This window comes from uncultured Roseibium sp. (assembly GCF_947496995.1).
Taxonomy (GTDB): Bacteria; Pseudomonadota; Alphaproteobacteria; order Rhizobiales; family Stappiaceae; genus Roseibium.
The window spans coordinates 1,752,006-1,771,981 of record NZ_CANMFD010000001.1 but is presented as its reverse complement, the minus strand read 5'-3'; the positions used below and the strand labels follow the sequence as shown (position 1 = coordinate 1,771,981).

Genomic DNA, 19,976 nt, shown 5'->3' with positions numbered 1-19,976 from the left:
CGGGACCCACGAGTGAGCGGTGGGCCCATTGGCCTTGCTGTGCTGTCCCCTGGCTGCAAGAAACGGTTGGCGTCATTCAAGTTTCGGGCCTGAGGCGGTACAGCTGTTTCGGACGACAAGAATTTTTTCCTCAGGCTAGCGTGAGGGACTCTGCGTTCCCTCGTCCAAGTTCTTTGCGCGCACACTAGAGTCATTGCCTGACGTCAGCTATCCGAATTCGGCAAAACAGAGATGGTTAAATAAAATTTTCACGAAGCGAGCGTCATCGAAGGCGTTTCGCCGAACATGAGCCTGTAGTCTCCGGCAAAGCGGCCGAGATGCAGGAAGCCATAGCGCATCGCAACTTGGGTGATCGTGACGCTCTGCGGATCAGACGCGGCAAGCACCGCGCGGACGCGGTTCAACCGGCGGGCCCGCAGATAGGCGACCGGAGACAGACCGACATATTCGTGCAAGGCGTAGCGCAGGGTTCGCTCGGACACGCCGAGCGCGGCGCAGATATCGACGAGTGTTGGCAGTTCGTCGGCATCAAGGCTTTCATCGACAAAGGAACGGGCCGTTCGCCCGATCTGCAAAGCACGCCGTCGTTCGTTGAAAGTCGGTGCGATGTCCTCTTCGGTGCCAGTGGCTATTTGCAGAATGGTCTGCAAAAGATGGCCACGCATGACATTCGGGTCCAGCGGCGCTCCATGCGCTGCAGCCTCCCGGGCCGTACGGAGCCAGAGATCGACGGCGCTCTTTAATTCGCTTCGGCGACAGGTGGCCAGCGGCACAACGCTTTTCGGAGGCTTCTCCCAGAAACCCGGATTGAGAATCCGTGCACCTTGCAGAAACTGCTCCTGACCAAAGGCGATATAGACGGTTTCGCCTCCGGCAGGGACAAAGACATCGTACTCGACGTTCCCGGGCATGAAGAAGACCGTTTCGCCCTCTTCGACGCAATGTTCGGTAAACCTGGACCTCCGAGCTTTCGTGCAGAAGGACAAGGTGCAGAAGTCAGGCGGCGTTGCGCCAAGTTTGTGGATCGACGTTTCCTGGCGCTCACGGACAACCTGGTGTGTTCCAAGATCAAGGCTGTCCAGTTGCGCCACCGTGCCGCCATGACTGAGCTGATGGCACTCCATCTCGACCCAGGGCTGAAGCCGCGCCTGAGCGGCGGGGTCCTCGATAACTGCCGATTGAAAAACAATGCTGTCGCTGACCGGTTTCACAATCCCGGCCGTTTGTTCCGCAACAGCCGGTGCTTGCCGGCCAACTATACCTTCCGGTGGCCGCATCGGCATTTCGCTGTCTCACCGGAAATGATCACGCTCAAGTTCTGTTGGCTCCCGCAAATGAAAAGTCGGCGCATGTTATGTAATTGTCATTATCGTCATAAATTACTATCTCACCAATCCGGACAAAAGGCGAATGCCGAAGATCAGATCAGCCCGGCGGTCGCCATGGCCCGGTCGATGGCCTGCCTTGTCTCGGCTGTCACCGGGGTGAGCGGCAGGCGGACATCTTCCAGACAGAGGCCAAGGCGCGAGAGCGCGTATTTCACGCAGGCAGCCGGCGGTTCCAGGAACACCGCCGAATGAAGCGGCAACAGGCGATCCTGATAGTCGCGCGCCAGCTTCAGATCCTCGGCAAGGGAAGCTTCCTGAAACGCCGCACACAGGCGCGGCGCCACATTGGCGGTGACTGAGATGCAGCCAACTCCGCCATGGGCGTTGAACCCGAGCGCGGCAGCGTCTTCCGCACTGAACTGCAGAAAATTCCGGCCGCAGAGCGCACGTTGCTTGCTGACCCGTTCCATGCTGCCGGTGGCATCCTTGACCCCGATAATCCTGGGCCAGCGGGCCATTTCGGCCATGGTTTCGGGCAAGATGTCGATCACGCAGCGGCCGGGAATATTGTAGAGGATAATCGGCAGTGTGCTGTTGTCGTGCAGGACCCGGTAATGGCTGAGCAGTCCCGCCTGGTTCGGCTTGTTGTAATAGGGCGTGACGATGAGCGCGGCATCGGCACCGGCGGCTTCCGCGGCCTGGAGCATGTCGAGGGTTTGAGCGGTCGCGTTGGAGCCCGTGCCTGCGATAACAGGCACGCGGCCGTTCACAAGCTCCACAACCCGCCTTATGAGATCCTTGTGCTCGTCTTTTGAGACCGTCGGGCTTTCGCCGGTGGTGCCGACAGCAACGATACCGTGACTGCCTTCGGCCAGATGCCATTCGACGAGCCGCTCAAGAGCCGAGACATCCACCTTGCCGTCCCTGAAGGGCGTTACCAGTGCGGGAATGGATCCTCTGATGTCGGGCATTGAACTTCCTCGCATTGAGCTGCCATAGCCGGACTCGGCTCTTCGTCACCTGTTATTTGTTGCACAAGCTGTGACATCAAAAAGGGCCGAAAGGCAACCGTTCAGCATGCGACACCATGGGCAGGACCTCACGCCGCCAGAAAGTCGAGCCGCTCGTCCAGCCGGGCCGGCGTGATCTCGAGGATGTCCACGGCAACCACGTTGCCGGTCACGAACGGATCCTGGCGAACAAAGGCTTCCAGGTCTTCGCGTGTGACGTTGTGTGCGAAAATACCGCCGCCCATGTTCGGCTGCAGACTGCCGACCATCAGAAATATTCCTTCATCGAAACCTCGTTGGATCCAGGCCTTGTGACCTTCCATCAGGTCCCCTGCCCCGGCCTTGTTTTCCGAGAATTTCAGCGTAACAACAAACATCGGTTTTCCTTTCAGCTGGACTTGTCGATTTTCCCTGGCGAGCGCTGTGGACGTCAGGGGTTCCCTGTCGCCTGTTGCCGGACAGACTCGAGCCACTGAAGGATGCGTTCGACTTCGCGCCGGACGAAGGCTTCATCCCCGAAAGCCTGGGCAACGGTGGCGACGCCCTGGCTCCAGCTCAGAACATGCAGCGCGTTTTCCCGGGCGGCTGTGCCGCAGCCGAGGTCCTCGAACTGCCGTGTCAGCCAGTCCCGGAAGAGCGTCATGATCCGGTTGGCGTTGTCGGTGGACGCGTGCCCGAGCTTGGTCAGTTCCGTCACAAGCGTTCCGACCGGGCAGCCATGAGCCATGATTTTTGTCTGGTTGGCGATCACGATCCTGACGAAACATTCGATGCGTCGGGCCGGGTCGGGTGCGGTTTCATCCCAGCCGGCCAGCAGTCTTTCACGATCTGCAAGACGCTTTTCTATGACCGCATCGAGGATCTCGTCCTTGGTTTTGAAATGATAATAGAAGTTGCCGCGCGAGATGCTGACCGCCGCCGCGATATCCGCGAAGGACGTCGCCGCGAAGCCCCGGGCATAGAACAGCTCATCCGCCGCATCGACGATCTGCTGCCGGGTGGCCTTCGCTGCCATTGCACTGTTCCTGCTGTAAAGCCGCCGCCTGAGCGGCTTGTTGCGATTACTAGGACAAACGTCCTAAGTGTCTTTCTAGGACAATCATCCTAATCAGTCAATTCGATATCTCGGGATTGTCCCGAGTGACAGGTCACCGTAACGGGCGTTTCCAGGGGGCCAATTCGGGATTGCCAGGCATCTCACGCCAATGTGAAGGGTCGTTGCAACCAATCCTGACAGCCCTTGTCAGGATTGGTTTTCTATTTTCCCAGCCATCGAGCGGGAACTAACCCGCGTTGGAATAGTTTAAAATAGTGCCCTGAAACCAAGGTTCTGTGGACTATTCTTTGCTTGAGAGGCCGTGATGGTACCATTCAGAACATTGTTTCATTTTCTCAACAAGCCGGCTTTTTGCGTCCGCGCAGTGCATTCATGCACCGACCGGTTGCAAATTTCGACATTGGAAACGCCTGAAGCGCTCTTACTTTCAAGTCGCCCGGCACACCGTCTGGCATCCCATCTGGTGGCGCTCACAGGACCGGCAGGAGGCATATTGCCGGGTCCCGCGTGGAGGAACGCAAATGACTAACCTGGACGGACGGGCAGAACCGTTCCCGGCATCCGCAGCTTCGGACCTGTTCGAGACGGTCAGGGCGCAATCCCTTGCTCTGGTCGCGCCGCTGAACGACGAGGACATGGGCCTGCAGTCGATGGAGGATGCCAGCCCTCCCAAGTGGCACCTGGCGCACACGACCTGGTTTTTCGAGGAATTCATCCTCAAACCCGCACTTCCCGGCTACCGGCCGAAGGACGACCGCTTCGCGGTGCTTTTCAATTCCTACTACGTGCAGGCCGGCCCCCGGCACACCCGCTCCCGGCGCGGTCTGTTGTCGAGGCCGACCGTTACCGATGTTCTCAGCTACCGGTCCCATGTGGAGGACGCTCTGCGCGAAGGTCTCGCGACGGACGCTTTCGCGCTGGATCCGGAGCGCCTGGATGCGCTGATGACACTGGGCTGTCATCACGAGATGCAGCACCAGGAACTGCTGGTGACCGACCTTCTCAACGCCTTTTCCTACAACCCGCTCCTTCCCGCCTATATCGAGCCCAGGCACACTCATGTCAGCGCGGTGCAGGAAAGCAGCTGGACGGCTTACGATGGCGGATTGCTGGAGATCGGCCATGACGGTGAAGGGTTCGCCTATGACTGCGAAGGCCCGCGCCACAAGGTGTGGCTCGATCCCTATCGGCTCTCGGACAGACCCGTCACCAACGGCGAGTGGATCGCCTTCATGGAAGACGGCGGTTACGACAACCAGACGCTCTGGCTCATGGAAGGCTGGGCGGTTCGCGAGAAAAACGGCTGGGACTCGCCGCTCTACTGGTGGCGCCAGGATGGTGCCTGGTGGACCTACACGTTGCAGGGTCCCCGCCCCGTCGATCACGCCGCCCCGGTGGTTCACGTCAGTTACTACGAGGCCGATGCCTTTGCCCGCTGGGCCGGGGCCCGCCTGCCGACGGAAGCGGAATGGGAAGCGGCAGCCGAGCCGACGGATATCGACGGCAATTTTCTGGAAGACGGAAATTTCGCGCCGGTCGGACGCAGGCCCGGCCTGTGGGGCGATGTGTGGCAATGGACCAGCAGCGCCTTTTCCCCCTATCCCGGCTTCAAGCCGCCGGAGGGCGCCATCGGCGAGTACAACGGCAAGTTCATGGTGAACCAGATGGTGCTGCGCGGCGGCTCCTGCGCCACGCCAAAGCAGCAGATGCGTTCCTCCTACCGCACCTTCTTCTATCCCCACCAGCGCTGGCAAATGCTCGGCCTGAGACTGGCAGCAGACCAATGACCAAACACGTCTCCCCGGACATCGCCAAAGCCGCGTTCAAATCCGAGATCCTTGCGGGTCTGAAAGCGCCGCGAAAGGCGCTCAGCAGCAAATGGCTCTACGACGATGTCGGGTCGCATCTGTTCGAGGCCATCACCGAGCTGGATGCGTATTATCCGACCCGCACCGAACTTGCGATCCTGGCGGACAACGTGCGGAAATACCGGCACCTGCCCGGCGCCAGCGGCGCAATGGTGGAACTTGGCAGCGGCTCCAGCCGCAAGACCAACCTGCTGCTGGGAGCCTTCGAGGATCTTTCGGTCTATATGCCGGTCGACATTTCCGCCAACCATCTGCAGGACGCCGCCGAACGGGTACGGCGTGCCTATCCCTCGCTGGCCGTCATCCCGGTCGCCGCTGACTTCACGCAGCCGCTTGGAAAGCTGCCGCTTCTGCCGGAGCTGCCTGTGCTGGTGTTCTTTCCCGGTTCTACAATCGGCAATTTCGAACGCTCGGAAGCCGCCGAGCTTCTGGGCAATATCCGCAGTGCCATGCCGGAGGCGACCATGATCATCGGGGTCGACAGGCCGAAGGACGAGGCGGTCCTGGTCGAGGCCTATGACGATCCGGCAGGTGTCACTGCGGCATTCAACCGGAACCTGCTGCAACGGATCAATCGCGAACTGGCGGCAGATTTCGACCTTGCCGCCTTTGCGCACCGGGCAGTGTGGAACGCGGGCGAAAGCCGCATCGAGATGCACCTGGAAAGTCTTCGCAACCAGACGGTGACAGTGAGCGGCGAAAGCATCTCCTTCACCGAAGGCGAAACCATCCACACGGAGAATTCGCACAAATACAGCGAAGAGGCTTTTTCCTCGATCGTCAGCAAGGCCGGATGGCGGGTTCTCAATCAGGACAGCGACAAGGACAATCTCTTTTCGGTCTATACCCTGCAGACGATATAGAGCTCGCCTGGCCTGGCAAAATGTGCAACCGGCCCCTGCCGTTCTCACGGCAAGGGCTTGGCGTTTTCGGCTGCCCGCTCAGCGCTCGGCAACAGCCAGCCGGAGCGCCAGGCCGACAAACACCAGACCCGCAAGCCGATTGAGCCGGACCTGCGCTTTCGGAGACCGCTTCAGGAACGCACCGAGCATTCCTCCACCCAGCGCGACCCCGCCGAATACAAGGATCGTGGCCACGATAAACAGCGCGCCGAAGATGAGGATCTGCCCGGGAACGGAACCGCGCGCCGGATCGGCGAATTGCGGCAGGAAAGCCAGAAAAAAAATCGCGACCTTCGGGTTGCTCACATTCATCACGATCCCGCGCCGGTACAGCGTCCAGGCGGACAAGGCAGGACTGTTGCCGCCGGAAATTTCTGTTTTTCCTGCCCGGAAGGCCTGGAACGCGAGGTAAAGCAGATAGCCCGCCCCGGCGAATTTCAGCAGGGTAAACGCCAGCTCGGAAGTCTGAAAGATGGCCGCAACCCCTAGTGCGACGGCGATGGTGTGGACGATCAAACCCGTGCAAAGACCCAGCGTCACGACCAGCCCCGCGAAACGGCCATAAAGCGCGGATTGGGTCAGAACGAAGATATTGTCCGGCCCCGGGGCAACGCCCAGCGCGACTGCAGCGGCAAAAAAGACGGTCAGGACGTCGAACGGAATCACCGGCTTGCTCCCCTATTTCAAGCTCGACCTTTGGAACGCTGAGCGTCCGGGGTCAAGTCCGGCAACGGGATCGGCGTCAGGCCGAACATCGATTCGCCGTCGTGCCTTGGCTATGTCCATGGTCAAACAAATCAATGTTAGCGCTTGCCGGGCCTTGATCGGGTATGCTGATGTGAACCCGGACAGCGGGGCCAACGCCAAGGAAGCCTGAACGCATGAGATTGAAACCGAGATTTCCAGGTGTCTTTCTGGCCGCCTTTCTGGTGCTTGCCGGCGCTGCATCCGCGCAGCAGTTCGTGACATTGGGAACGGCCGGCGTGACCGGGGTCTATTATCCCGCGGGCGGCGCCATATGCCGCCTTGTCAACCTTGGCCGCAAGGATCACGGCATCCGCTGCCTGGTGGAATCCACCGGAGGATCCGTACAGAATGCTAATTCCGTCCGTGACAACACTCTCGATTTCGCCATCGTGCAATCGGACATCCAGGCGGCGAGCCTTCAGGGCACCGGCGCATTTGCCGCCGAAGGGCCCGACACAGAGCTGCGTTCGCTCTTTTCCCTGCATGCAGAACCGATGCATCTGATGGCTCGTGCGGAAGCCGGCATCAAGGGGCCCGAAGATCTGAAGGGCAAGGACGTCAATATCGGCAACCCCGGATCCGGTACACTTGTCATGGCGGACCTGCTCCTGAAATACACGGGCCTTTCCTCCGATGACCTGTCGCTGGCCGCGGATCTGAGTTCAACCGAACAGGTCCCTGCCCTGTGCAACGACAAACTGGACGCCAGTATCTGGGTCGCCGGGCTACCGAACGCTTCCACCCAGGAAGCGGTCTCCACATGCGATATCCGGCTGGTTCCGATCGCCGGCGATGCGATAGACAAGTTGCTTGCCGAAAACCCGGCCTATGCGGCAGCCGTCATTCCGGGCGGACTTTACCAGGGCAATCCGGACGATGTGCCGACCTGGGGACCGAAAGCGACCGTTGTGACCTCGGCGAGAATGCCCGAAGAGGTCGTTTATACGATCGTTGCCGCTGTCTTCGACAATTTCGAAGACTTCAAGAAGCTGCATCCGGCGCTCGAGCGGCTCACGCCGCAGGACATGATCAAGGAAGGGCTGACCGCCGATCTTCATCCGGGCGCGCTGAAGTACTACCGGGAACAAGGCTGGCTTTAGGATAGGGATTTGTGATCTTCGGATCGTTCGGAAAACATGACTTTATGAGTTCATGGCCTAGGCAAATCGGGTTGGTCATACTATTTGATCGTAATATTGCGATGGTTCGCGCAGAAATCTGCGCGTGAACTTCCGCAGACACGTTCAAGTCAATCCGGTTCTGGAGCATTTTCCCCATGAGTGACGCAACCTACACCCCGCCCAAGGTCTGGACCTGGGAACAGCCGAGCGGCGGCCAGTTCGCCAATATCAACCGGCCGATCTCCGGAGCCACCCATGAGAAGGACCTGCCGGTGGGCAAGCACCCGCTGCAGCTTTATTCTCTCGGGACGCCGAACGGGGTGAAGGTGACCATCATGCTCGAGGAGCTTCTGGCGCTCGGTCATCAGGGCGCGGAATACGACGCCTGGCTGATCAAGATTGGTGATGGCGACCAGTTCTCCAGCGGTTTCGTCGCCGCCAACCCGAACTCGAAAATTCCGGCCGTGGTCGACCGCAGCTCCGACAAGCCAGTCCGCGTGTTCGAATCCGGTTCCATTCTGCTTTATCTCGCCGAAAAATTCGGCGAGTTTCTGCCGAAGGACCCCGCAGCCCGCACGGAAATGATGAACTGGCTGTTCTGGCAGATGGGCTCTGCGCCTTATATCGGCGGCGGCTTCGGCCATTTCTATGCCTATGCGCCGGAGAAGTACCAGTATCCCATCGACCGCTTCACGATGGAAGCAAAACGCCAGATGGACGTCCTCGACAAGGCGCTGGGCGAACGGCCCTACATCGCCGGTGACGAGTACACCATCGCCGATATCGCCATTTTCCCATGGTATGGCGGCCTGGTACTTGGCCGCGCCTATAATGCCGGAGAATTTCTCGCGGTCCACGAATACAAGAACCTTCTGGCCTGGGCGCAGAAAATCGACGCTCGCCCGGCGGTGGTCCGTGGCCGCAAGGTCAACCGCGTGACCGAAGACAAGTCCGAAGGTGTGGCGGAGCGTCACGATGCATCGGATCTGGATGCAATCACCGACACCGCTGCGGAGTAACCGGAAATCACGGGCGGCTGGCCGACAGGGTCAGCCGCCTGTTTTCGCGACCCAAGGATTAGAGAGCCTGCAAACTGCCCTGATTCCACACGATCCGGATGGAAAACACTAAAACCTCCTCCCATCCGAGTATTTGACGGCGGCGTGAACGCAAAGACGCGCGGCAATGCTCCATTTGAGCCTGCCAACATTCTGCGGCAAAAAGCTGCTTTCTCGGATCCCTCCCGAAATACCGTCCGAAACATCGGTCAACACACCTTGTCATAGGTAGAATTTTCGTCTCTATATTCGCAGCGCGCTTGTGGGGGGTACGCGGATCGTTCGGCCCTCCTGTCCAAAGGCCACGCCTGCGTCACCATCTTGGAGCGACATATGCCAGAAGCCCTAAAAATCGGCACACCAAAGGAAACCTTCCCGGGAGAGGCCCGCGTGGCAATGACCCCGGACTCGGCGAAGCAGTTACAAAAGCTCGGCTACAGCTGCCTTATCCAGAGCGGCGCGGGAGCCGCGGCCGGTTTTTCCGACAAGGCGTATGAAGACGCCGGTGTCGAGGTCATCAAGACCGCCGCAAGCCTCTGGAAGAAATCCGACATCGTCACAAAGGTGCGCCAGCCCGACGAAAAGGAAGCGCGGCACCTGACCAAGGGCAAGACGCTGATTTCCTTCTTCAACCCGGGCGGCAACGAAGCGGGCATGGAAGCCGCCAGGGCCAAGGGCGCCAACGTGATCGCCATGGAAATGGTGCCGCGGATCTCGCGCGCGCAGAAGATGGACGCGCTCAGCTCGATGGCCAACATTGCCGGCTACCGCACCGTCATCGAGGCCGGCAACAATTTCGGTCGTTTCTTTACCGGACAGATCACCGCCGCCGGCAAAGTTCCCCCGGCGAAAGTGCTCGTCGTCGGCGCCGGCGTCGCCGGCCTTGCCGCCATCGGCACCGCCACGTCGCTCGGTGCGGTGACCTATGCTTTCGACGTGCGCCCGGAGGTGGCCGAGCAGGTCGAATCCATGGGCGCCGAATTTGTCTATCTGGATTTTGAGGAAGAGCAGCAGGACGGCGCCGCCTCCGGCGGCTATGCCAGCGTCTCCTCTCCGGAATTCCGCGAAGCCCAGCTTGCCAAGTTCCGTGAACTTGCACCGGAAATGGACATCGTCATCACCACGGCGCTGATCCCGAACCGCCCGGCTCCGAAGCTGTGGCTGGAGGACATGATCGCAGCGATGAAACCCGGCTCGGTGATCGTCGATCTGGCGGCAGAGCGCGGCGGCAACGCGGAAGGCACGGTTCCCGACGAAAAGGTGGTCACCGCCAACGGTGTCACCATCGTCGGCTATACCGACTTCCCCTCCCGCATGGCGTCCCAGGCGTCCACCCTCTATGCCACCAACATCCGTCACATGCTGAGCGACCTGACCCCGGAAAAAGACGGGCAGATCGTCCACAACATGGAAGACGACGTCATTCGCGGTGCGACGGTGACCTATCAGGGTGAAATCACCTTCCCGCCGCCGCCGCCGAAAGTTCAGGCGATTGCGGCCAAGCCCAAGGAAAAGCCGAAGGAACTGACCCCGGAGGAGAAGCGCGCCCAGGAGGTCGCCGCCTTCAAGGCACAGACCAAGCAACAGGTGTCCCTGCTTGTCGGCGGCGGCCTGCTGCTGCTGCTCGTGGGCCTGATCGCCCCGGCCAGCTTCATGCAGCATTTCATCGTCTTCGTGCTGGCCGTCTTCGTCGGCTTCCAGGTGATCTGGAATGTCAGCCATTCGCTGCATACGCCGCTCATGGCGGTGACCAACGCCATTTCGTCGATCATCATCCTCGGTGCGATGATGCAGATCGGGTCCGGGTCCTTCCTGGTGATCCTGCTGGCTGGTCTCTCCGTCTTCATGGCCGGGATCAACATCTTCGGCGGTTTCCTTGTCACCAGGCGCATGCTTGCCATGTTCCAGAAATCCTAAGGAGGCCGAGCGATGGAATTCGGTTTCACGACGGCTGCCTATGTGGTTGCAGCTGTACTGTTCATCCTTTCACTGGGCGGCCTTTCGGGGCAGGAAAGTGCGAAACGCGCGGTCTGGTACGGCATTGCCGGCATGGCGCTGGCGGTTGTCGCCACGCTTATCGGCCCGGGCTCCGGCCTCTGGCTTCTGTCGCTGGTGCTGATCGCAGGTGGCGGGATCATCGGCTATTACGTCGCACAACGCGTCCAGATGACCGAGATGCCTCAGCTGGTAGCAGCAATGCACTCGCTGGTGGGCCTGGCCGCCGTTTTCGTCGGCTTCAACGCCTACATCGAGCTTGGCCGTGTCCTCACCATGGGCTCTGAAGAGCGTGAAGCGCTGGAAGGCTTTGCAGCGATCCTGGCGCACAAGAGCCCGGTCGAGCAGTCGATCCTGAAGGTCGAGGTCTTCCTCGGCGTGTTCATCGGTGCGATCACCTTCACCGGATCGGTCGTCGCCTTCGGCAAGCTCGCAGGCAAGATCACCTCCAAGGCGGAAAAGCTGCCGGGCGGTCACATGCTGAACGCCGGTGCGGGTATCCTCAGCCTCATCCTGCTGATCCTGTTCCTGAACGGCGCCGGCATCTGGACACTCATCCTGATGACGCTGCTGGCCTTCTTCATCGGCTATCACCTGATCATGGGCATCGGCGGCGCCGACATGCCGGTGGTGGTGTCGATGCTGAACTCCTATTCGGGCTGGGCCGCGGCGGCCATCGGCTTCTCGCTCGGCAACGATCTGCTGATCGTCGTAGGTGCACTGGTCGGCTCCTCAGGTGCGATCCTCAGCTACATCATGTGCAAGGCGATGAACCGTTCGTTCGTCTCCGTCATCCTGGGCGGGTTCGGCAACACCACCGGCCCTGCCATGGAAGTTGAAGGCGAACAGATCGCCATCGATGCGGACGGCGTGATCACCGCCCTTGATGACGCCGACAGCGTCATCATCGTTCCCGGCTATGGCATGGCCGTTGCCCAGGCACAGCAGTCGGTCAGCGAACTGACCAAGCGCCTGCGGGCCAAGGGCAAGAATGTGCGCTTTGCGATCCACCCGGTCGCCGGACGCCTTCCCGGCCACATGAACGTGCTTCTGGCGGAAGCCAAGGTGCCTTACGACATCGTCATGGAAATGGACGAGATCAATGACGACTTTCCCGATACGGATGTCGTCATCGTCATCGGCTCCAACGACATCGTCAACCCGGCGGCCCAGGAAGACCCGAACTCGCCCATCGCCGGCATGCCGGTTCTGGAAGTCTGGAAAGCAAAGCAGGTCTTCGTTTCCAAGCGCGGCCAGGGCACGGGTTACTCCGGTATCGAGAACCCGCTCTTCTACAAGGAGAACACGCGGATGTTCTACGGCGACGCCAAGGCCAGCCTCGACAAGCTTCTGACTCAGATCAGCTAAGAGAAGCCAGCACGTATGACAAAAAGGCCATCCCGGGCGACCGGGGTGGCCTTTTTTGTTTCCCTCTTGCGAGGCTGCATCCCTTCAGGACGATCCCGCGCTTTCGGAGGCTGCGAACCAAGGTCAATGACCGGGCAAACCGACTTCAGCAGGTGTTATTTCTTGTCGAACAGGAAATAGTCCGGCCAGAGATCCCGGAACGTCCCGATGTCGATCTGCAGCTTGTTGAGATGGTTGTTCATGGCGGCAACGGCGGCCTCCGCGTCGCCGCGCTCGATAGCATCGAGGACGGAGGCGTGTTCTGCGACGATCAATGCCATTCTGCCCGTCTGCGGCAGTGTAAGCCGGCGGTAGCGCTCGACCTGAAGCCTGATCTTCTCGATCATGGACCAGATACCGGGATAGCCGCTCGCGGCAGCCACCCCTGCGTGAAAGGCGTTGTCGGCGTCATGGAACGCCTGTTCGTCACCAGAGGCGCACAGCTCGTATTCGCGCTGAATGATGGCCCGAAGCTCCATGATCTGGCTCTTGCTGGCCTTGGCGGTCGCCTCGCGGACACAGGCTTCTTCCAGCGCCTTGCGGGCGACAATCGCCTCATGCAGGACGGCGACCGGAATGCGGGCAACAAAGGTTCCGGATTTCGGAATGACATCCACCAGCTGTTCTTCCGCCAGTCTGAGGATCGCTTCGCGAACCGGGGTCCGGCTGATTCCGTATCTTTCCGTGATCTCTTTTTCGACGAGCGGCGTTCCCGGCGTCAGGGTGACGTCGACGATCGCATCGCGCAGATCGCGATAGACGATCTCCGAGTTTCGCGTCGCCTGTCCGGCATGCCTGTCAGGCGCCCCGCGCGGCGGCGAATTCGGCGCTCTCTGCTTGCGAACCTTCAATTCGGCAGAAGACCTTTCATTCAACGATACGGCCATCACTTCTCCTGAAACCAGGCCGGGTAAAAGTTCGCGGCAGCACTTCACTGCCATGAGAACCGGCGGTTTCTCTCGGTATTTCCCGAGAGGGCCTAGCAGTTGGCGGCCGGTCTGACCAGATCGAATTCGTTTGCATTCCGTAAATATGTCATATACGTAAAATATCTTGTATACTAGTTATGCATAAATTGGCCAGACGAGCGGAGGAGTTCGGCTCCGGCCAACGGGAGGACAGATATGTTTGGAAAAAAGGTAACGCGGGGCCTTTTGGCCGCCGCTATGACGGTTGCCCTTGCGGGTCAGGCCCTGGCGGCGGATCTGAAATGGGCGCACGTCTATGAGGAAGGCTCCAGCTACCACAAGTGGGCGCTCTGGGCAGCAGAACAGATCAAGGAAAAGACTGACGGACGGGTCACAATTTCAGTCTACCCCGCCTCGTCACTCGGCAAGGAAGCGGAGATCAACGAAGGCCTGACCATCGGCTCCGTCGACATGATCTACACCGGCCCGAACTTCGCGGAACGCGATTATGGCCCTATCGCCATATCCGACTACCCCTTCATGCTGAAGGATTACGACCACTGGAAAGCCTACCGCGACAGCGATCTCTTTACGGACCTGTCCGACGGCTACAAGGACGCCACCGGCCATACGGTCATGGGCATCACCTGGTACGGCTACCGGCACGTGACTTCCAAGTTCCCGATCACCAAACCGGCGGACATGGAAGGCCTGAAAATCCGCGTTCCGGATTCGCCGCTGATGGTACTGTTCCCGAATGCGGTTGGCGCCAATCCGACCCCGATCGCCTTCTCGGAAGTTTACCTGGCCCTGCAGCAGGGTGTCGTGGACGCCCAGGAGAACCCACTGCCGACCATCAAGTTCAAGAAGTTCTACGAGGTCCAGTCGAACATCAACCTGACCGGTCATATCGGCAACTCGCTGATCGTCGTGGTTTCCGAGAACGCCATGGGCCAATTGGGCGATGACGCCGCGACCGTCGATGCCGTCATCAAGGACGCCCTGGCGCAGAACGCGGAAGAAATCTACCAGTCCGAACAGGATCTGGTGCAGTGGTTCCGCGATGAAGGCATTCAGATCAACGAAGTCGACAAGGCAGCCTTCCAGGCAGCTGTCGCTCCCATCCTAACGGATGAATCGAAGGTGCCCTATACCCAGGAACATTATGAGCGGATGCAGGCACTCGCTCAATGAACCAGGAGACTGAAGCGGCGGCGGACACGAACGACCCCGCCGCTGCGGAAACGCAGAAAGGGCGCACTTCAGGTGCGCCCGGCCTGCTGCAGTTCGAGGATGCGGAAACCGACCTCAGCGGTCTCAGATGGATCGACGGCCCGGGAATTTTCGTTTTCTGGGTTCTGGCCGTGGTCGTTTTCCTGCAATTCTTCACCCGCTACGTCCTGAACGATTCCCTGGCCTGGACCGAAGAGGTGGCACGCTACCTCCTGATCCTGGTCTGTTTCCTGGGATCGATCACGGCGACGCGGCGCGGGTCCCACATCACGCTCGAATTCCTGATGCGCATGGTCCCGCCAGCTGCCGCGAAAGGGCTGACTGTCCTGTCGCAGGCAATCACGCTTGGGTTTTTCAGCGCCATGACCTGGATCGGCATAGAGCTGACCCAGAAGACCCGGCAAAAAATGATCTCCCTGCCCATCCCCAAGGCCTGGATCTATACGATCTGCGTGATCGCGCTCGGCATCATGGCTTTCTACTCGGCCATCTGGCTGTGGCGACGGCTGCGCCAGACGCCGGATGAAGTCGTGCGTTCGCTGGACGCGCACCTGCCCACCGATTGAGGTTAATACCGCATGGCCATCGTGCTCATGATCCTGTTTCTGTTTGCGCTGATGATCATCGGCGTACCGGTCGCCGCCGCCCTGGCGCTGGCCTCGCTGGCGTTTATCGTCTTTGAGGGCATGCCGCCGATGATCGTGCTGGCGAACATGGTCAACGGTATCAATTCGTTTCCGCTGATCGCGGTGCCGTTCTTCATTCTGGCCGGCAACCTTATGAATTCGGCCGGCATCACGACCCGGATCTTTGCCTTTGCACGGGCGACCGTCGGCTGGATGCATGGCGGACTGGGGCACGTCAACGTGGGTGCGAGCGTCATCTTCGCGGGCATGTCGGGCGCGGCGGTGGCCGATGCCGGCGGGCTCGGGAATATCGAGATCAAGGCGATGCGCGATTCCGGTTACGACACGGATTTCGCTGTCGGCATCACGGCGGCCTCCTCGACCATCGGGCCGATCATCCCCCCTTCCCTGCCCCTGGTCATCTACGGCGTCATTGCGGATGCATCCATCGGCCAGCTGTTCATGGCCGGTATCGTGCCAGGCCTGATGATGGCGCTGGCGCTGATGGCAATGGTCGCCTGGTACTCACGCCGCCGCAATTACCCCCGCGACCAGGCATTCGTCCTGGGACGTTTCGGGCGGACATTCCTCGATGCATTGTTGCCGCTGATGACACCGGCGATCATCATCGGCGGTATCATGTTCGGCATATTCACGCCGACGGAAGCGGCCATTGCCGCCGTTGCCTGGTGTCTCTTTCTCGGCGTCGGCGTCTACCGCACGCTGAACTGGAGGAAGATCCTCAAGGTCTCGTTCGAAACAGTGGAGACGACGTCCGCGATCATGCTCATCGTCGCAGCCTCGACGATCTTTGCGTGGATCCTGACCGCCAACCAGACCGCCCGGCAATTCTCCGAAGTCATGGTAGCCCTGACGGACAACAAAGTGGCGCTGCTCCTGATCATCACCATGATCATTCTGGTGATCGGACTTTTCATGGAGACCATCGCGGCGATCACCATCCTTACGCCGGTATTGCTGCCGGTCGCCGTCGGCCTCGGCATCGACCCGGTGCATTTCGGCATCATCATGATCCTCAACCTGATGATCGGACTGCTGACGCCACCGGTGGGCATGGTGCTTTACGTGCTGTCCAAGGTGGCCCATGTGCCATTCGAGCGATGTGTGACCGCAACGGCTCCGTTTCTGATCCCGCTTGTGGCTGTCCTGCTGCTGCTCACCTTCGTGCCGGCATTTTCCATGTGGCTGCCGACGATGATCTACCGTTAGGTCTTCAGTGACTTGGCAGACGTGAGAGTGTGGGTCTCCGCAGTTGGAGACTTCGGTCCGTGTTGCTTCGGCTGCATCGATACGTGTTTTGCTGAAACGCCATTTCCGCAGCGCCCCTTCATCTGAAATGAACCGCCAGCACGGGGCAGGATCGATGAAGAGGGCGTGATCGCGATTCTACTGAAAGTCGTTCCTCCAAAAGCGGAACTCTTCGCGTGTAGGGATATCTTAATTTTTAAGGTGTTATTTTTACAGGGATATTTTGACCGACTTGTTCGGCAGTCTCTCATGAACGTGCTGATTTCGGATTGCTAAAATTAAGTCGTTCGCGTTTCGGGTTGCTTGAGAAAATCGGGGTTAGGGTTTTGTGATATCTTGGGAGAAATGCCGGGTCAGTCCGGCAGGACGCTGCTGCAGTAGGCAGCTTCCGCTCTCCTTTTGGAGCTCCGGCGCCAGCATAACCGGCGGCGATAAAATTTGGGAGGCTGCGACGCAACTGGCTGATGGGGGGAAACATCGACGCGCCGGATTGCGCCACTGATCAGTCGTACGCCTGACATACAAACGGACCCAAGGTCCACCGCAGCCAGGAAACGACGCCTGGCTCGCCTGAACGAACGCGGGTGTTTGACTTTCCCGCAGAACCCATAGGGAGGACCTTGCCAGGTGCCTGTATCAGTTCAAGAAGAGAAATTGGCCATTGATGGCGGAACACCAGTCCGTACGGCGCCCCTGCCCTGGGAGCTTCCCGGTGCGCACTGGATCGGCGAGGAAGAACGTGAACTGGTCGACCGGGTGCTGCGCTCGCAGAGCCCGTTCCGGTTTTATGGCATCAATCCCCAATACATGGTGGAAACCCTGGAGCGGGAATGGTGTGAAACCTACGGACACAAACACGCACTGGCCGTCTCATCCGGAACGGCTGCCTTGTCCATCGCCCTGTCCGCCCTTGAAGTCGGCCCGGGAGACGAAGTTCTGGTCGCCGGGTACATGTGGGTGAGTTGCATGTCCGCCATCGTGCGGGCGGGGGCCATTCCCCGGCTGGTCGATATCGACGACACATTCTGCATGGACGTCAAGGATCTTGAGAGCAAGATCAATCCCCGCAGCCGGGCCATCTTGCTGGTCCACATGAGCGGCGCTCCCGGACATGTGGCGGAAATCGCCGAACTTGCGCGCAAAAACGGACTGGGGCTCATTGAAGATTGCGCACAGGCTGCAGGCGCGAGCCAGAACGGAACACCCGTTGGCCGTTTCGGCGACATCGCCACGTTCAGTTTTCAGATGAACAAGAACATGACGTCCGGCGACGGTGGAATGATCGTCTGCAAGGATGAGGACCTGTTCCGCCGGATCGTTGCCATGCACGACCTCGGCTATGCCCGCAATGAAGCCGGCCGTTTCGATCCGCAGGATGAAACCTGCCAGTTCTGGGGTATCGGCGCCCGCATGTCGGATCTGACCGGCGCAATGGCACTGGCGCAATCGCGCAAGCTGGGCCAGATCACCGGAGCCATGCGCAGTGCAAAATGGCGCATTCGCGAAGCGCTGTCCGCATATCCGGAAATTCAGTTACGCCATGTCATCGACCCGGAAGGCGACAGCGGCCCCTTCATGATCATGACCTTCGAGGACGCGGACATGTGCTCGCGCTTCATGGCCGCCGTCAAGGCAGAGGGCATCCACGGACCGGAAGGGTCGCTGAGTTGCCTGCCCATGCGCGACTGGGGTCTGCACTGGTATTTCAACATTCCCAGTCTGACGGAAAAGCGATCGAATACCCGGGACGGTTTCCCCTGGTCGCACCCCGACAACGCCTTTGCATCGCAGATCAACTACCACCGCGGGCTTCTGCCGGTGTGTGATGATCTGCACGATCGTTCCGGACTGCTGTCGATCGCCTCCATCCTGAGCGATGGGGATGTCGACGACATAATCCGTGCATTCCGCAAAGTTGCTGCCGCCTATTTCAATCGCTGAGGCCCAAATCCATGAAATCTCTGTCTTCGGTCCTGACCTCCGACCTGTTTTCCATTGCAAAAGCCACGACAAATATCGACGTCCTGATCGTCGGTTCGGGGACGGCGGGCGTCACCAGTGCGATAGAACTGGCCAACAAGGGCCTGTCCGTCGTGATCCTTGAGGCCGGCCCGTTCGTGCTTCCAAGCCACGTCGGCTCCACCCCGTTCCGCAGCCGCAGCGATCTGACACCGCAGATCCATAATCTCGTGCGTTACAGAACCGCCTGGACGGACCGCGCCCATTTCGACGAAACCGTGTCTCCGCCCCTGAACAGCGATGCATGGTCGACGGTCGGCGGACGGACCCTCTTCTGGGGTGGCTGTACCCCCCGCTTCACGGAATGGGATTTTGCCGACTGGCCCGTCACCTACGACGAGTTCGAACCTTATTACCAGAAGGCAGAGAACCTGATGCACGTCTCGGGCCCCAATACGGACCGGCCGGCCTTTTTCCGGGGCGATGCGCAACAGGGGTTTCTCGACCGCCTGAACGACGCCGGAATTGAAGCCGTGCATGCCTCCACCGGCGTCGACACCCAGGAGCCCCGCAACGGCTATATGCCACGCGGTTTCGACAGTTCTTCCGACCGGCTGATCCGCAGCGGGCTTCTGTCTCGCGAAGTGGAGCGCGGACGGATCGTTCTGGTTCCCGATGCGATCGCCGAGCGGGTCGACCACGACGGCAGCACCGTCACCGGCCTGATCGTCAAGGGGACCGACGATGACAAGCGTTTCAGGCTGGTCGCCCGGCACTACACATTTGCCGGTGGAGCAATCCAGTCGACCCGCCTTGCCCTGGCGTCGGGTCTGAAGGACCTGCACCCGGATGTCGGCACCCACATCGCCGATCACCAGTTCATTCAGGGGCTGTTCAAACTGCGCAAGCCGCTGAAAGAACCGATCTATGCGTTTCTGCCGCCGACCAAGGAACGCCCCTATCACATCCAGATCCAGGGACCGTTCGCCGAAACCTGGTACACCCCCTATCACGCTACCGTCTGGCTCGATTGCGACCCTGACGGGCTCTATCTCCTCGCCTATTGCTTCGGCGTCGGGGAATCCTCGGAAACAAATGAAGTCGTGCTCACCAAAGGCCAGGGCGATGGCCCCGGAGACATGGGCCAATATGCAGTCATCGCCGACCGCAGCGACGGCGACAAGCGTATCCTGGGCGAAATGGATGCTTTCCTGCCGCAGGTTGCTGAAGCCATCGACGCAGAGCTTCTGAGAACCCAGGTCAATCCGCTGGGAGCCGCCCTGCACGAGATTGGCGGGCTGCGTATGTCAAAAGAAGAAGATGCCGGGGTGACCAATCCCTTCGGTCAGTTCTGGCGCCTGCCCAACCTGTCCGTCGCGGATGCGGCCGCATGGCCTTCACAGGGGTCGGCCAACAGCTACCTCACGATCACTGCATGGTCTCTGCGCCATGCCGAAGGCGTCTATGCACGCTTGTCGGCCTGAACCC

General features: G+C 60.0%; 17 protein-coding genes. 11 read left to right on the top strand and 6 right to left on the bottom strand.

The genetic code is table 11. The annotated features are described in order from the left end of the window. Positions 1-248 precede the first annotated feature (248 nt). From Q1B40_RS07890 to Q1B40_RS07875, 4 genes are all read right to left on the bottom strand, one after another. Entirely contained in the window at positions 249-1,211 is a 963-nt protein-coding gene (locus Q1B40_RS07890) for a helix-turn-helix domain-containing protein (RefSeq protein WP_299812138.1), read from the bottom strand. 209 nt (positions 1,212-1,420) lie between these two features. After that, positions 1,421-2,299: a 4-hydroxy-tetrahydrodipicolinate synthase gene (dapA, locus tag Q1B40_RS07885; protein ID WP_299812136.1), complete on the bottom strand. Its 879-nt coding sequence runs from the start codon at positions 2,297-2,299 to the stop codon at positions 1,421-1,423. A 128-nt stretch (positions 2,300-2,427) separates the two neighbouring features. Further along, the gene (locus tag Q1B40_RS07880) at positions 2,428-2,715 is read right to left on the bottom strand and encodes a hypothetical protein (RefSeq protein WP_299812134.1); all 288 of its coding nucleotides are present in this window, start codon (positions 2,713-2,715) and stop codon (positions 2,428-2,430) included. Positions 2,716-2,768: 53 nt separating this feature from the next. After that, complete coding sequence (locus Q1B40_RS07875) at positions 2,769-3,353, bottom strand: TetR/AcrR family transcriptional regulator (protein WP_299812132.1); 585 nt, start codon at positions 3,351-3,353, stop codon at positions 2,769-2,771. A 563-nt stretch (positions 3,354-3,916) separates the two neighbouring features. On the opposite strand from Q1B40_RS07875, the gene egtB reads away from it, so the two are divergent. After that, positions 3,917-5,182 (top strand): ergothioneine biosynthesis protein EgtB, encoded by a 1,266-nt coding sequence (gene egtB / locus Q1B40_RS07870; RefSeq protein ID WP_299812130.1) that lies wholly within the window; start codon positions 3,917-3,919, stop codon positions 5,180-5,182. Further along, positions 5,179-6,126 (top strand): L-histidine N(alpha)-methyltransferase, encoded by a 948-nt coding sequence (gene egtD / locus Q1B40_RS07865; protein WP_299812128.1) that lies wholly within the window; start codon positions 5,179-5,181, stop codon positions 6,124-6,126. The genes egtB and egtD overlap by 4 nt, the downstream gene beginning before the upstream one ends. A gap of 78 nt (positions 6,127-6,204) precedes the next feature. Here the strand turns inward: egtD and Q1B40_RS07860 are convergent, their stop codons facing one another. Further along, positions 6,205-6,831, bottom strand: a complete 627-nt coding sequence (locus Q1B40_RS07860; protein ID WP_299812126.1) for a LysE family translocator — start codon at positions 6,829-6,831, stop codon at positions 6,205-6,207. A gap of 215 nt (positions 6,832-7,046) precedes the next feature. Here Q1B40_RS07860 and Q1B40_RS07855 point away from each other — a divergent pair, with 215 nt between their 5' ends. From Q1B40_RS07855 to Q1B40_RS07840, 4 genes are all read left to right on the top strand, one after another. Beyond that, positions 7,047-8,012, top strand: a complete 966-nt coding sequence (locus tag Q1B40_RS07855) for a TAXI family TRAP transporter solute-binding subunit (protein ID WP_299812124.1) — start codon at positions 7,047-7,049, stop codon at positions 8,010-8,012. Positions 8,013-8,188: 176 nt separating this feature from the next. Next, positions 8,189-9,052 (top strand): glutathione-dependent disulfide-bond oxidoreductase, encoded by an 864-nt coding sequence (gene yghU / locus Q1B40_RS07850; RefSeq protein ID WP_299812122.1) that lies wholly within the window; start codon positions 8,189-8,191, stop codon positions 9,050-9,052. Positions 9,053-9,424: 372 nt separating this feature from the next. Next, positions 9,425-11,008 carry a Re/Si-specific NAD(P)(+) transhydrogenase subunit alpha gene (locus Q1B40_RS07845; RefSeq protein WP_299812121.1) on the top strand — a complete coding sequence of 528 codons (1,584 nt, stop codon included), beginning with the start codon at positions 9,425-9,427 and terminating at the stop codon, positions 11,006-11,008. 12 nt (positions 11,009-11,020) lie between these two features. Beyond that, positions 11,021-12,454: an NAD(P)(+) transhydrogenase (Re/Si-specific) subunit beta gene (locus Q1B40_RS07840; protein WP_299812119.1), complete on the top strand. Its 1,434-nt coding sequence runs from the start codon at positions 11,021-11,023 to the stop codon at positions 12,452-12,454. A gap of 155 nt (positions 12,455-12,609) precedes the next feature. Here the strand turns inward: Q1B40_RS07840 and Q1B40_RS07835 are convergent, their stop codons facing one another. Then, positions 12,610-13,380 (bottom strand): GntR family transcriptional regulator, encoded by a 771-nt coding sequence (locus Q1B40_RS07835; protein WP_299812117.1) that lies wholly within the window; start codon positions 13,378-13,380, stop codon positions 12,610-12,612. 237 nt (positions 13,381-13,617) lie between these two features. On the opposite strand from Q1B40_RS07835, the gene Q1B40_RS07830 reads away from it, so the two are divergent. From Q1B40_RS07830 to Q1B40_RS07810, 5 genes are all read left to right on the top strand, one after another. After that, positions 13,618-14,595, top strand: a complete 978-nt coding sequence (locus Q1B40_RS07830) for a sialic acid TRAP transporter substrate-binding protein SiaP (protein WP_299812115.1) — start codon at positions 13,618-13,620, stop codon at positions 14,593-14,595. Beyond that, complete coding sequence (locus Q1B40_RS07825) at positions 14,592-15,200, top strand: TRAP transporter small permease (RefSeq protein WP_299812114.1); 609 nt, start codon at positions 14,592-14,594, stop codon at positions 15,198-15,200. The genes Q1B40_RS07830 and Q1B40_RS07825 overlap by 4 nt, the downstream gene beginning before the upstream one ends. A 12-nt stretch (positions 15,201-15,212) precedes the next feature. Continuing rightward, positions 15,213-16,490 carry a TRAP transporter large permease gene (locus Q1B40_RS07820; RefSeq protein WP_299812112.1) on the top strand — a complete coding sequence of 426 codons (1,278 nt, stop codon included), beginning with the start codon at positions 15,213-15,215 and terminating at the stop codon, positions 16,488-16,490. Between the two features lie 693 nt (positions 16,491-17,183). Beyond that, positions 17,184-18,470: a DegT/DnrJ/EryC1/StrS aminotransferase family protein gene (locus Q1B40_RS07815; RefSeq protein WP_299812110.1), complete on the top strand. Its 1,287-nt coding sequence runs from the start codon at positions 17,184-17,186 to the stop codon at positions 18,468-18,470. 11 nt (positions 18,471-18,481) lie between these two features. Further along, positions 18,482-19,972, top strand: a complete 1,491-nt coding sequence (locus tag Q1B40_RS07810; protein ID WP_299812108.1) for a GMC oxidoreductase — start codon at positions 18,482-18,484, stop codon at positions 19,970-19,972. Positions 19,973-19,976 lie beyond the last annotated feature (4 nt).

Bases quoted from the DNA above. Each gene is read 5' to 3' on its own strand.
- Q1B40_RS07810 (WP_299812108.1), top strand. From the start codon at position 18,482: ATGAAATCTCTGTCTTCGGTCCTGACCTCCGACCTGTTTTCCATTGCA.
- egtB (WP_299812130.1), top strand. From the start codon at position 3,917: ATGACTAACCTGGACGGACGGGCAGAACCGTTCCCGGCATCCGCAGCT.
- Q1B40_RS07830 (WP_299812115.1), top strand. From the start codon at position 13,618: ATGTTTGGAAAAAAGGTAACGCGGGGCCTTTTGGCCGCCGCTATGACG.
- Q1B40_RS07875 (WP_299812132.1), bottom strand. From the start codon at position 3,353: ATGGCAGCGAAGGCCACCCGGCAGCAGATCGTCGATGCGGCGGATGAG.
- Q1B40_RS07880 (WP_299812134.1), bottom strand. From the start codon at position 2,715: ATGTTTGTTGTTACGCTGAAATTCTCGGAAAACAAGGCCGGGGCAGGG.
- Q1B40_RS07820 (WP_299812112.1), top strand. From the start codon at position 15,213: ATGGCCATCGTGCTCATGATCCTGTTTCTGTTTGCGCTGATGATCATC.
- Q1B40_RS07825 (WP_299812114.1), top strand. From the start codon at position 14,592: ATGAACCAGGAGACTGAAGCGGCGGCGGACACGAACGACCCCGCCGCT.
- Q1B40_RS07840 (WP_299812119.1), top strand. From the start codon at position 11,021: ATGGAATTCGGTTTCACGACGGCTGCCTATGTGGTTGCAGCTGTACTG.
- egtD (WP_299812128.1), top strand. From the start codon at position 5,179: ATGACCAAACACGTCTCCCCGGACATCGCCAAAGCCGCGTTCAAATCC.
- Q1B40_RS07855 (WP_299812124.1), top strand. From the start codon at position 7,047: ATGAGATTGAAACCGAGATTTCCAGGTGTCTTTCTGGCCGCCTTTCTG.
- Q1B40_RS07835 (WP_299812117.1), bottom strand. From the start codon at position 13,380: ATGGCCGTATCGTTGAATGAAAGGTCTTCTGCCGAATTGAAGGTTCGC.
- yghU (WP_299812122.1), top strand. From the start codon at position 8,189: ATGAGTGACGCAACCTACACCCCGCCCAAGGTCTGGACCTGGGAACAG.
- Q1B40_RS07845 (WP_299812121.1), top strand. From the start codon at position 9,425: ATGCCAGAAGCCCTAAAAATCGGCACACCAAAGGAAACCTTCCCGGGA.
- dapA (WP_299812136.1), bottom strand. From the start codon at position 2,299: ATGCCCGACATCAGAGGATCCATTCCCGCACTGGTAACGCCCTTCAGG.